This window comes from Flavobacterium frigoris (assembly GCF_900111075.1).
Lineage (GTDB): Bacteria > Bacteroidota > Bacteroidia > Flavobacteriales > Flavobacteriaceae > Flavobacterium > Flavobacterium frigoris.
Window position 1 is genome coordinate 155316 of record NZ_FOFZ01000005.1, and the last position, 12758, is coordinate 168073.

General features: G+C 35.1%; 10 protein-coding genes. 6 read left to right on the plus strand and 4 right to left on the minus strand.

Annotation, left to right across the window (positions count from 1 at the left end):
• Positions 1–46 precede the first annotated feature (46 nt).
• The 5 genes from murQ to BMW63_RS09135 all read left to right on the plus strand — a co-directional run bounded on the left by murQ (position 47) and on the right by BMW63_RS09135 (position 2932).
• Positions 47–859: an N-acetylmuramic acid 6-phosphate etherase gene (gene murQ / locus BMW63_RS09115; RefSeq protein ID WP_074723152.1), complete on the plus strand. Its 813-nt coding sequence runs from the start codon at positions 47–49 to the stop codon at positions 857–859.
• Positions 860–939: 80 nt separating this feature from the next.
• A complete protein-coding gene (locus BMW63_RS09120; protein WP_074723153.1) occupies positions 940–1161 on the plus strand; it encodes a DUF6095 family protein in 222 nt (73 codons plus the stop codon).
• Positions 1161–1736 (plus strand): pentapeptide repeat-containing protein, encoded by a 576-nt coding sequence (locus tag BMW63_RS09125; RefSeq protein ID WP_074723154.1) that lies wholly within the window; start codon positions 1161–1163, stop codon positions 1734–1736. Before BMW63_RS09120 ends, BMW63_RS09125 begins: the two co-directional genes overlap by 1 nt.
• Before the next feature lie 2 nt (positions 1737–1738).
• Complete coding sequence (locus BMW63_RS09130; protein WP_074723155.1) at positions 1739–2113, plus strand: DNA topoisomerase IV; 375 nt, start codon at positions 1739–1741, stop codon at positions 2111–2113.
• A 48-nt stretch (positions 2114–2161) separates the two neighbouring features.
• Positions 2162–2932: a TerC family protein gene (locus BMW63_RS09135; protein WP_074723156.1), complete on the plus strand. Its 771-nt coding sequence runs from the start codon at positions 2162–2164 to the stop codon at positions 2930–2932.
• A 60-nt stretch (positions 2933–2992) separates the two neighbouring features.
• Here the strand turns inward: BMW63_RS09135 and BMW63_RS09140 are convergent, their stop codons facing one another.
• The 4 genes from BMW63_RS09140 to ychF form a co-directional block, all read right to left on the minus strand.
• Entirely contained in the window at positions 2993–5626 is a 2634-nt protein-coding gene (locus BMW63_RS09140; RefSeq protein WP_074723157.1) for a DNA gyrase/topoisomerase IV subunit A, read from the minus strand.
• Positions 5627–5678: 52 nt separating this feature from the next.
• Entirely contained in the window at positions 5679–7541 is a 1863-nt protein-coding gene (locus tag BMW63_RS09145) for a DNA topoisomerase IV subunit B (RefSeq protein WP_074723158.1), read from the minus strand.
• Positions 7542–7667: 126 nt separating this feature from the next.
• Positions 7668–8195, minus strand: coding sequence for an NADPH-dependent FMN reductase (locus tag BMW63_RS09150; RefSeq protein ID WP_074723159.1), 528 nt, complete (start codon positions 8193–8195; stop codon positions 7668–7670).
• A 348-nt stretch (positions 8196–8543) separates the two neighbouring features.
• Positions 8544–9638, minus strand: coding sequence for a redox-regulated ATPase YchF (ychF, locus tag BMW63_RS09155; protein ID WP_074723224.1), 1095 nt, complete (start codon positions 9636–9638; stop codon positions 8544–8546).
• Positions 9639–9862: 224 nt separating this feature from the next.
• Here ychF and BMW63_RS09160 point away from each other — a divergent pair, with 224 nt between their 5' ends.
• Positions 9863–12622, plus strand: a complete 2760-nt coding sequence (locus BMW63_RS09160) for a TonB-dependent receptor (RefSeq protein ID WP_074723160.1) — start codon at positions 9863–9865, stop codon at positions 12620–12622.
• The last annotated feature ends 136 nt before the right edge of the window (positions 12623–12758 follow it).

Genomic DNA, 12758 nt, shown 5'->3' on the forward strand with positions numbered 1-12758 from the left:
GTCAACGTTTAGTTGTCCTTTTAAAAAATCATAATTTCAAATTATAATGACATTTACTAAAACCACCGAAGAATCCTCAAAATACGAACATCTGGAAAAAATGTCCGTACAAGAACTGCTTGCTAACATCAATCAAGAGGATAAAACCGTTCCTTATGCTGTTGAAAAAGCACTTCCCCAAATTGAAACTTTAGTCACTCAAATTGTTATTAAAATGAAATTGGGTGGAAGATTGTTCTACATTGGTGCTGGAACTTCTGGACGATTAGGGATTGTGGATGCATCAGAATGTCCTCCTACTTTTGGTGTGCCTTTTGACTTGGTAAACGGAATCATTGCCGGTGGTGATATGGCGATTCGTAGAGCTGTAGAAAATGCCGAAGACAATGCTAATCAAGCATGGAGCGATTTACAAGAACAAAATATAACTGAGAATGATGTCGTAATAGGTATCGCCGCATCAGGAACAACGCCCTACGTCATCGGCGGTTTAGAAGCGTGTAAGAAAAACAATATTATCACGGGAAGTATTTCTTGTAATGCAGGAAGTCCGCTCTCTAAAACAGCACAATTCCCTATTGACGTTGTAGTAGGCCCGGAATTTGTAACCGGCAGCTCAAGGATGAAAGCCGGAACAGCACAAAAATTAGTGTTAAACATGATTTCGACCGCTACTATGATCCAACTCGGGAAAGTAAAAGGCAACAAAATGGTCGATATGCAACTAAGCAACACCAAACTCGTTGATCGCGGCGTAAAAATGATTATGGGAGAAATTCCAGTTCCTTATGAAGAAGCAGCTACGTTATTACAAGAACACGGAAGTGTCAGGAAAGCTGTTGAATTCTATAATAAATAAATACTGAAATTATAGCGTCGTGTGCTTTGCAAAAACTTAGCACTCTTTGCTGTTAAATCAAATCTTTTAAACTAAAATTAATGGCAACCAATAAAGAACTTTTATCCAAAGGAATTAAATACCTAACCGGCGCTTTGCCTCTGTTGTTTATAGGCCCATCTGTTATTTACAATGCACTCATCAACAAGCAAAATATTTGGCATTATCTCGTTCTAGCCATTGGTATTGCCGCCTGCCTGGGAGCAATGTATTTAATGTTTAAAGGACTAAATACTATTATGAAAGCTTTATTTAACGACTAATGGAAGACTTGATTCACATTCAAAAAACATTTGAAAAAATCGTTTTTATTGACAAAAAAGTCAGCAATCGGGAATTTGAAGATTGCGTCTTTAAAAATTGTGATTTCTCTAACAGTGATTTCTCAAACAATACCTTTATGGATTGCGAGTTTATCGATTGCAATCTTTCGATGACTAGTTTAATGGGAACCAGTTTAAAAACGGTTCATTTTACCAATTGTAAATTATTGGGCATTCAGTTTCAAAGCTGCACTGATTTCTTATTTACAGTGAGTTTTCAAGATTGTGTTTTGGATTACTCTTCGTTTGCCAATAAAAAAATGCCAAAGACAAAATTCAATAACTGTTCGATGAAAGAAGTTAGTTTCATAGGAAGCACGCTTTCTAATTCGGTTTTTGAAAATTGTAATTTAGACAACGCCATTTTTAACGATACCAAATTAAAGGAGGTTAATTTCCTGACAGCCTACAATTATAAAATTGACCCAGAATTCAATCCTATGAAAAAAGCCAGATTTTCCTCACAAGGAATTCCTGGACTTCTCGATAAATATGATATTAAAATCCAATACTAAAAATGAAAAAATTACTATTACTTCCCCTACTTCTATTATTAATTTCCTGTTATAATGTAGAACGCAATTGCAAAGATTTTAAAACCGGTAAATTCAGTTTTGAATATGAAGTTAATGGGGTTAAAAAAACAACTGTTTTTGAACGTAACGACAGCCTGGAAATTGAAACTTACAATGGAAAAATAGATACGGCATCGATACGATGGATTAACGATTGCGAGTATATCTTGAAAAAATTACATCCAAAAAACATGGCAGAGGAAAAGTCAATAGATATGAAAATTTTGACAACATCAGGAAATACATATACCTTTGAATTTGGAATGGTAGGAGTCCCTGGAAAACAAAAAGGAACCGTAACAAAATTATCCGACTAAAAACGAGGACTTGAGTCTATTACAATCACTAAATCATAATAAAACAAAATGGAAGTATTTTTAAATCCTGATGCTTGGATCGCCCTATTAACATTAACATTTCTGGAAATTGTTCTAGGAATAGACAACATCATTTTCATTTCCATTGCCACGGGCAAATTACCGCTGGAAAGTCGCAAAAAAGCAACTAAAATAGGGATGTTTCTTGCTATGTTCATGAGGATCTTACTTCTTCTAGGGATATCTCACTTAATCGCAATGAAAAAACCTTGGTTTTCCATTGATTTTGATTGGTTTAGTGCACAAGTATCTGGCCAAAGTATCATCCTCCTACTTGGTGGTTTATTCCTTATTTATAAGAGTACCAGTGAAATCAGAGAAAAAGTGGATGAAAAAGGACTCGAAGAAAAGGAATTAGGTAAAGCCGCCACAAAATCATTTCAAAATGTGCTTTTGCAAATCATTATGATTGACTTGGTTTTCTCTTTTGACAGTATTCTTACCGCAGTCGGTATGACTAATGGTGTAGAAGGTGCTATATACATCATGATAACAGCAGTTGTAATTTCAGTTCTTATCATGATGCAGTTTGCTGTTCCTGTTGGTAATTTTGTCAATAAACATCCTTCGATACAAATTCTGGGATTATCCTTTTTAATTCTTATTGGCTTTATGTTGCTTACAGAAAGCGCTCACTTATCAAATGCGCTTATTTTAGGCAGTCATGTAACACCGGTGCCAAAAGGATATTTGTATTTTGCGATCTCTTTCTCTTTGATGGTAGAAGTGATCAATATGAAAGTCACTAAAAAGAAGTAGTTAAATACTATTAGAACATAAAAAAAGCTCCTTCCGGAGCTTTTTTTTATGTTCTAATAATTAAAATAATATCACTTGTCCGTCATCGTCGAGTTGAACATCAGTACCGTCGTCGTTTGTGATTCGGCGCTCAGGAACAATTTCTTCAGGAACTTCATAAGGTAATGGGTCTAACATATTCACTTGTTTGATCTTATCTGTCGTTAATTGATTTCCTAGTGCCTTAAATCCTTTTACCGCAATAAAGTCTTCAATATCGACTGTCATCGATTCTTTTTGAACCCCTTTTATCTTTGGAAAAACCAACTCAACTACTGGACGGTAATCCGTTGATACAATTTCCAATTGTGAATTTGGATGCTCCGTAATAATCAACTCTTCTTTATTTTCGGTTTCAACCAAAAAGCGTTTGATGTAATAACGTTCTTTTTCTCCATCATAATAAATGGCCGAAATTGGTTTTTTAGGAACCCATTTTTCTAACACTACCATATCCGAATCAAAATGAGTAGACAATTCTGGCGTAATCACTTTTAATTTTCCTGATTGTTGGATAATCAATATTTTATCACTTGGCCTAAATTCTCCAAGCAACTCTCCTCGTCCATCCACATTTAATCGCTGAACAGTATCGTCATACCAAACTTTTCTTGGCAGTAAAGTCGATATTCCTTTTTCTTTAATTTCAATCTTCTTAATTGGATGTTTAGAGGCCAAATTCCCTTTCGAACTGCGTCCTTTAATAGCCATACTAGCAAAATCAATATCAAATTTCAATTTCTTGATACTTCCTATCTGACGCAAGAGAACCGTAATCACTTCAGCTTCTCCATTTGGATTGCAGGTGAAATACAAAATTTGTGATCCCTTAGTTCCATTTGTCAAATCATATAGTTTGTCTCTGGTTACGCCAGAAACATTAAATCTCTTTATATAAGACGGACCCGATTTACCATCACGATAAATCACGTTATAAATGGTACGCTTATCCCCTTTGTCGAAGATGGCGATATGAATAATATCTTTACCCACAAAGGTTTTGGCATCCACTTTAGTCACCATCATACTTCCGTCCCGAAGAAAAACAATTACATCATCAATGTCTGAACAATCTGTAACGTACTCGTCTTTTTTCAAACTCGTTCCTACAAATCCTTCTTCTCTATTAACGTATAATTTAGTGTTTCTTAAAACCACTTTTGTGGCTTCGATATCATCAAAAACACGAAGTTCGGTTTGGCGTTCGCGCCCTTTTCCGTACTTCTCTTTTAGCTTGATAAAATAAGCAATTGCAAAATCAATCAAATGCTCTAAATCGTGTTTTACTTGCTCTATATTTCCCTCTAATGCTTCAATTTTATCTTGTGCCTTATTGCTATCAAATTTAGAGATACGCATGATTCGGATATCTAATAATCGGAGAATATCTTCTTCAGTAATAGCGCGTTTTAAATGTTTAATATGTGGTTTCAGCCCATCATCAACTGCTTGTAAAACGTCTTCTCTTGTGGTTTTTTCCTCAATGTCACGGTAGATTTTGTTTTCGATAAATATACGTTCCAAAGACAAGAAATGCCATTGCTCTTCCAATTCACTTAATTGAATTTCGAGTTCACTCTTCAACAAACCAACCGTTCTATTGGTCGAAATTTTCAACATGTCAGAAACACCAATAAACAAAGGCTTATTGTCTTCAATCACACAACCTAGTGGCGCTACGGATGTTTCGCAGGCAGTGAAAGCAAATAACGCATCTATTGTTTTATCTGGAGAAACTCCCGGAAAAAGATGAATTAGAATTTCGACATCGGCAGCGGTATTGTCTTCAATTTTTTTGATTTTGATTTTCCCCTTATCATTGGCTTTCAAAATACTGTCAATCAAAGTAGTCGTATTGGTCGAAAACGGAATTTGGGTAATCACAAGGGTGTTTTTGTCCAGTTGCGCAATTTTTGCACGCACACGCACACGACCGCCTCGCAATCCATTATTATAATTGGAGATGTCTGCAATACCCTGGGTCATAAAGTCGGGATAAATCGTAAACGGTTTCCCCTTCAATATTTTCACCGAAGCATCTATTAACTCGTTGAAATTATGTGGCAATACTTTGGTCGAAAGTCCTACCGCAATCCCTTCAGCACCTTGTGCCAAAAGCAATGGAAACTTAACAGGAAGGTTGTTAGGCTCTGCTCGTCTACCATCATAAGACATTCCCCAATCCGTAATTTTTGGACTATAAATAACTTCCAAAGCAAATTTAGACAAACGGGCTTCAATGTAACGAGAAGCTGCCGCACTGTCTCCGGTAAGGATATTCCCCCAGTTTCCTTGGCAGTCAATCAACAATTCTTTTTGACCTATTTGTACCATCGCATCACCAATACTCGCATCTCCGTGTGGGTGATACTGCATAGTGTGCCCTACTACGTTAGCTACCTTATTATAACGACCATCGTCTAACTCTTTAAGCGAGTGCATGATTCTACGTTGCACTGGTTTAAAACCATCTTCAATTGCAGGAACCGCACGTTCCAGAATTACATAAGAAGCATAGTCCAAAAACCAGTCCTTGTACATTCCTGTAACTTTGGTAATGGTGTCCGCACCGTCTTCATTATTGTTATAAAAATGCCCTTCAGATTTTTGCGCTTCTTGTTGCTCTTCTGGATTTAAATTTTCTTCTTCGTCCATCTATTTTCTTTGAATTGTATAAGAAATGTTCTTATCAATTTAATATTATTTTTTATACCGCTTCAATCACGTCCAACTCCACTTTCAAGTTCTTGATGATAAATTCTTGTCGGTCTGGCGTATTTTTCCCCATATAGAACGATAACAATTGTTCTATCGAGGTGTTTTTATCCATCATCACTGGGTCAAGGCGAATCGTATCTCCAATGAAATTTTTAAACTCATCTGGTGATATCTCTCCCAAACCTTTAAATCGGGTGATTTCTGGTTTAGGTTTCAGTTTTTCAATGGCTGCTTTTCGCTCTTCATCAGAATAGCAATAAATAGTTTCTTTCTTGTTTCGCACCCTAAAAAGGGGTGTTTGCAAAATATATAAATGCCCATCTTTTATCAACTCAGGAAAAAATTGCAGAAAAAAAGTAATCAACAACAAGCGAATGTGCATTCCATCAACATCGGCATCCGTAGCGATCACAATATTATTGTAACGTAGGTTTTCCATGTCATCTTCAATATCTAAGGCAGCCTGTAATAAATTAAATTCCTCATTTTCATAAACAATTTTTTTGCTCATGCCGTAGGAGTTTAAAGGCTTTCCACGCAAACTAAAAACAGCCTGTGTATTCACATCACGAGATTTAGTAATGGAACCTGATGCCGAATCTCCCTCAGTAATAAAAAGCGTGCTTTCTAGATTCCTCGGGTTTTTTGTATCAGTAAGATGTGCACGACAATCTCTTAATTTTTTGTTGTGTAAATTCGATTTTTTAGCTCTGTCTTTTGCTAATTTTCGAATGCCCGATAATTCTTTTCTTTCTCGTTCTGCTTGAAGAATTTTGCGTAATAAAGCATCGGCAGTCGCCGTATTTTTATGTAAGTAATTGTCTAATTTAGTTTTAACAAAATCATTTACAAAAGTTCGTACAGATGGCATTCCTGGTTCTGATCCCATATCAGTAGAACCCAACTTTGTTTTAGTCTGTGATTCAAATACCGGTTCCATCACTTTGATACTAACAGCACTTACAATCGATTTTCGCACATCTGAAGCTTCAAAACTTTTATTGTAAAACTCACGAATGGTTTTTACAATCGCTTCACGATAAGCGGCAAGATGCGTTCCTCCTTGTGTGGTATTCTGTCCGTTTACAAACGAATGGTATTCTTCGCTATATTGTGTCTTACTGTGTGTTAATGCGATTTCGATATCCTCTCCTTTCAAGTGAATAATAGGATATTCTAAATCATCGGCATGAATTGTTTCTTCCAATAAGTCTTTTAGACCATTTTCAGAAAAATATTTTTCTCCGTTAAAGAGTATTGTCAATCCATTATTTAGGTAACAATAATTCTTCAACATCTTGATTACATACTCATAGCGGTATTTGTAATTTTTGAAAATGGCTTCGTCTGGAATAAAAGTTACCTTGGTTCCCTTTCTCTTTGTGGTATCAATAACATCTTCTTCCAACATCAAATTACCTGCTGAAAATTCGGCGGCTTTTTGTTTCTCATCGCGAACGGATTCCACACGAAAGTAATGCGATAATGCATTTACTGCCTTTGTTCCTACGCCATTCAAACCAACTGATTTCTTAAAAGCTAAAGAATCGTATTTACCCCCCGTGTTCATTTTAGAAACCACGTCAATCACTTTCCCAAGAGGAATTCCACGACCATAATCCCTAACGGTAACCGTTTTATCCTTAATCGTCACCTCGATAGTTTTGCCAGCACCCATAACGAATTCATCGATACAATTGTCTAGTACCTCTTTTAGAAGAATGTAAATCCCGTCATCAGGCGAAGATCCATCTCCTAATTTCCCAATATACATCCCAGGACGCATACGGATGTGCTCTTTCCAGTCGAGCGATCGAATATTATCTTCGGTATACTGATTTTGATCTGACATTTTAAATTTTGTGGATTTTGTGCTAATATAGGGTATCTCAATATATTTTAATAGAGTAAGCCCTCAAAGTTATTAAGAATGTTTTTGACAAAATGATTTTAGACTTAAGATTAACGATTCTTGATTTTAGAATTGAAAACTACTAACAATCGCCTTCAATTGATTATCTAATTCAGGATTAGAAATATCCCCTTTTTCAACATCAAAATTGCTATAAAAACTAGGCAATGAGAACGAAGCTTTTACATTGCCGCCATAATATGGGAATGCATTTTTAGCAATACCCAAAACATTTGCTGCTCCTTTCTTTCCGTCTGAGGTTGACATAAGAAGCATTGGCTTTTCTTGGAAAACTTTCCCCGAAATGCGTGAACACCAGTCAAAAATATTTTTAAAAGCGGCCGAATAATTTCCATTATTTTCTGCCATCGAAACTACTAAAATATCTGCACCAGCTATTTTATCTAAAAATTGCTGCGCTAAAGGATGCTTCCCTATATATTCTTCAATATCTACAGTAAATATCGGCATCTGGTACGCATTTAAATCAAGCACTTCTACTTCACCATTTTCAAATAAACTGGCAGCATAGGTTGCCAATTTTTTATTGATAGAATTTTTACTGGGGCTTGCGCCAAAGGCTATAATTTTCATAATTGTGTTATTTCCTTAAAAATACTAAAAAAAAAGCAAATAAAATAAGATTGAATAATCAACTATGAATTTTAAATCTTGAAACATTTTCAAAATTTATCAAAAATGATACTGTTTTTTTATTTACCCCAGATTGAAGTGGAAAGCATTTTTCTAGACCGATTTGTTTTTTTCTTGAGCAAAAAGAGCGACCAAAGGAAGCTCCTTTATGGTCTTAGAAAAAAGGAGGTCTGGAAAAATCTTGTAACAGAAAGCTGGAAATAGGTACTTAAGAAAGTATTCAGTAGGCATAAAAAAACTGCTGAATTTCTTCAACAGTTTATCTATTTTCTTTATTCAATTTTGTTCCTATACGTTAAAACGGAAATGCATTACATCACCATCTTTAACTACATATTCTTTTCCTTCTACTTTGAATTTTCCTGCTTCTTTACATTTAGCTTCTGAACCATAATGAACGAAGTCTTCATATGAAATTACCTCGGCACGGATAAATCCTTTTTCGAAATCAGTATGAATCACTCCAGCAGCTTGCGGTGCAGTTGACCCAACATCTATTGTCCATGCTCTAACTTCTTTTACACCTGCGGTAAAATAAGTTTGTTGTTTCAATAATTTATAAGCAGCTCTAATTAAAACGGAAGCACCTGGCTCCATTAAGCCCATATCTTCTAGAAAAACTTGACGCTCTTCGTAACTTTCTAATTCGGTAATATCTGCCTCAGCTCCAACAGAAAGAATTATAACCTCGGCATCTTCATCTTTTACTAATTCGCGAACCTGATCTACATATTTATTTCCGCTAACCGCTGAATTCTCATCTACATTACATACATACAAAACTGGTTTTGCTGTAATCAATTGAAATGCTTCCATTAAAACTTCTTCATCATGATTTTGAGGAACTACGATTCTTGCTGATTTAGCTTGAAGCAATGTTTCTCTGATACGGTCTAAAAGGGCTTTTTCTGTTTGCGCTTCTTTATTACCTGTTTTAGCTGCACGATTTACTTTCTCTAAACGTTTTTCAACGTTTTCAAGATCTTTCAACTGCAACTCAATATCAATAGTTTCTTTGTCACGAATAGGATTCACATTTCCGTCAACGTGAACGATGTTGTCATTATCAAAACAACGAAGTACATGAATGATAGCATTACATTCTCTAATATTACCTAGAAATTGATTTCCTAAACCTTCTCCTTTACTTGCTCCTTTTACCAAACCGGCAATATCTACGATATCTACAGTTGCCATTTGTACGCGTTCTGGCTTAACTAATTCTTCTAGTTTTTCCATTCTAGAATCGGGTACATTTACAACTCCTATATTAGGTTCGATAGTACAAAAAGGAAAGTTTGCACTTTGTGCTTTTGCATTTGATAAACAATTAAATAAAGTTGATTTTCCAACATTCGGTAATCCTACAATTCCTGCTTTCATGATATTTATGTTTACATATAGCATTTCATCGCTATAAGTTATACTATTTACTTTAAAATTTTGCAAATATAATATTTAATAAATGCTTCGTAAGAAAAAACAATAGATTAACACTCTTATGGTAACATTTTATAAAAAAACGGGATTTAAGCCAATGTTTTGTTAAAAAAAAATTTATCTTGCAACAGAAATTGCACTAAACCAAAAACCAAATTAACTAAATTATGAAAAAAATCACATTATTATTTTTACTGCTAAATGTCAGTTTTCTTTTTGCACAAAAAGAAATTTCTGGAGTAGTAAAAGATGGTTCAGGAGCAGCGCTTCCTGGAGTTAACATCATTGAAAAAGGAACCACCAATGGAGTATCTACTGATATGGACGGGGCTTACAAAATAAAAGTACAGGATGGAGCTACAATTGTTTTTAGTTATATCGGGTTTAACAAAGTAGAAAGAGCTGCTACTGGTTCTAAAATTGATGTTGTTTTATCAGAAGAAGGTGGTCAAGCCTTAAATGAAATTGTTGTTACAGGGACAAGAACTGCTCAAAGGAGCAATACCACGACAGCTCTTCCTATTGATGTAATTTCTGCTAAAGACTTAGCTTCAACTGGACAAGCATCATTTGACAAAGCTTTACAATACAAGATTCCATCTTTTAACACGGTACAAACACCGGTAAATGATGCGACTTCTTTATTAGATCCTTATGAAATTAGAAACATGGGACCAAGTAGAACGTTAATCCTTATTAATGGTAAACGTAAAAACTTAAGTTCTTTACTTTATGTTCAAACGTCTCCAGGACGCGGTGAAACAGGTGCTGATATCTCAGCTATACCTACTGACGCTATCGAAAGAGTAGAGATTCTTCGCGATGGTGCATCTGCACAATACGGTTCTGATGCTATTGCTGGAGTAATGAATATCATCTTAAAAAAGAGTACTAACGGTGGATCAGTTACACTAAGAAGTGGACTAACTTCTGAAGGTGACGGTGAAATGTTAGGTGTAAGCTTAAACAACGGAGCAACTGTTGGAGACAAAGGATATATAAACTACACTTTAGATTTTTCTAAAGTAAGTCAGGCAAACAGACCCGGTACAGTTGATGGAGGAACAAAAAATCTTGGACCAGACAATGAACCGCTTTCTGGCGGAGAATACGCCGATTTTATTTATACAGACCCTAATGACCCTGACAAGTGGGTTAATGGAGCAAATCCAGCATCTATCCGAGCAGATAATGCTGCTGGAATAATACAAATAAACGATTTTCTTGCTAAGAAGCCAGATGCAGGTAATATTAACGGTTCTCCAGAAACTGCTGCAGCTAAATTCTTAGTAAACGGTGGTTTTGATTTATCAGAAAACACTTTAATGTATTATAACGCAGCTTATGTTTACAAAAAAGTAAATTCGTTTGCTAATTACAGAACCACATATTGGAAACAATTATCAAGTCTTCCTTATTTAAAGGATTTCTTTGGAGACGGAACGGCTGCATCTTACCAAGGATACGTACCAACATTCACAGGTGATTTAAACGACTATAATGCTACTTTAGGTTACAAAGCTGTTCAAAACGGTTGGAATACTGACGCCAGCGTTACTGTGGGAGGTAATACTCAAAGGTATAATGTAGATAACTCACACAATCCATCAGATATTCAAGATCTAAATGGTGAAAATGTATACAGAGAAAATAGTCCTATTTCATTTAACCCAGGAGGAACTTCTTTCAATCATGTTGTCGGTAACTTAGATATCTCTAAAATTTTATCAGATAAAATTAGTATCGGTTTTGGTTCTGAAATTAGATCAGAAACTTTCGAAGTAATTGAAGGCGACAAAGCATCTTGGGATGGATCTGGAGCCGATTCTTTTGCAGGAAATAGACCAGAAAACTCAGGAAAATGGAACCGTTATAACTTAGGAGGTTATTTTGATCTTGCCTATGATGTAACAGAAGATTTCTTGATTAACGGTACGGTTCGTTATGAAGATTATTCTGATTTTGGAGCTGCAACAGTTTGGAAAATAAGCTCTAGATATAAATTTGCTGAAGATAAAATTACTTTAAGAGGATCTTTATCTACTGGATTTAGAGCACCTACTTTACATCAAATCTACACTCAGAAATCGCAATATTCTTTTGTTGCAGGAGAAGGGATCCAAGTAAGTGGTATTATCAATAACGTATCTCCTCAAGCACGCTTAATTGGTGTTCCGAAATTAGATGCTGAAAAATCAACTAACGTAACTATTGGAATTGGTGCTAAACCATCCAGAAATTTTAATTTTACTTTGGATTATTACAACATCAAAGTAGAAGACAGAATTATTTTGGGTGATATTAAATCTACTCCTTATGGTAACGTAGCTTGGTTTGAAAACTCATTCGATTCTAGAACTTCTGGATTAGATGTAGTTGCCAATTACAATAATATTTTAATAGGTGAAGGTACATTAGGTTTTAATTTATCAGGAAACATCACTTTTCAAAATGAAAGAATTTCTCCGGTAAAAAGCGATAACTTCGGTCAAACGCTTGAATCTTTAATGTTTACTTCAAGACCAGTTACAAAATGGATTTTAGGGGCAAACTATGATCTAGGTAAATTTGCTTTTTCTCTTAACAACACTTATTTTGGAAAAACGACATTTAACCAAGCTGGACTAAGTTCAGACTTAAGAACTGAGTTTATTCCTAAAGTTGTTACAGATTTAGGAGTTAGTTTCTCAGCAACTGAAAAATTAACTTTATCATTAAATATAAATAACTTATTGAACGTATTACCAGAATGGGAATTTAAAGCTGAAAACGCGGCTGGTACTAATCTCTTAAGCGACCCTTTACAAGTACAAAATCAATCTAATTTGATTACTTTTAACCAACGTTATTCTCAAATGACATATGATGGATATCATTTCAGTCAATTAGGAACTATGTTCAACTTATCATTGAACTATAAATTCTAATTCTATAATCGAATAATTTTGAAAAGGGCTATCTAGTGGATAGCCCTTTTTTTATATCATATTTTTTCCTAAATTTATATTTTATTAAACTGAACTACGGTAGTTAACCCATTTCGACAACAAAACCCTTATTAGT

Bases quoted from the DNA above. Each gene is read 5' to 3' on its own strand.
- murQ (WP_074723152.1), top strand. From the start codon at position 47: ATGACATTTACTAAAACCACCGAAGAATCCTCAAAATACGAACATCTG.
- BMW63_RS09120 (WP_074723153.1), top strand. From the start codon at position 940: ATGGCAACCAATAAAGAACTTTTATCCAAAGGAATTAAATACCTAACC.
- BMW63_RS09125 (WP_074723154.1), top strand. From the start codon at position 1,161: ATGGAAGACTTGATTCACATTCAAAAAACATTTGAAAAAATCGTTTTT.
- BMW63_RS09130 (WP_074723155.1), top strand. From the start codon at position 1,739: ATGAAAAAATTACTATTACTTCCCCTACTTCTATTATTAATTTCCTGT.
- BMW63_RS09135 (WP_074723156.1), top strand. From the start codon at position 2,162: ATGGAAGTATTTTTAAATCCTGATGCTTGGATCGCCCTATTAACATTA.
- BMW63_RS09140 (WP_074723157.1), bottom strand. From the start codon at position 5,626: ATGGACGAAGAAGAAAATTTAAATCCAGAAGAGCAACAAGAAGCGCAA.
- BMW63_RS09145 (WP_074723158.1), bottom strand. From the start codon at position 7,541: ATGTCAGATCAAAATCAGTATACCGAAGATAATATTCGATCGCTCGAC.
- BMW63_RS09150 (WP_074723159.1), bottom strand. From the start codon at position 8,195: ATGAAAATTATAGCCTTTGGCGCAAGCCCCAGTAAAAATTCTATCAAT.
- ychF (WP_074723224.1), bottom strand. From the start codon at position 9,638: ATGAAAGCAGGAATTGTAGGATTACCGAATGTTGGAAAATCAACTTTA.
- BMW63_RS09160 (WP_074723160.1), top strand. From the start codon at position 9,863: ATGAAAAAAATCACATTATTATTTTTACTGCTAAATGTCAGTTTTCTT.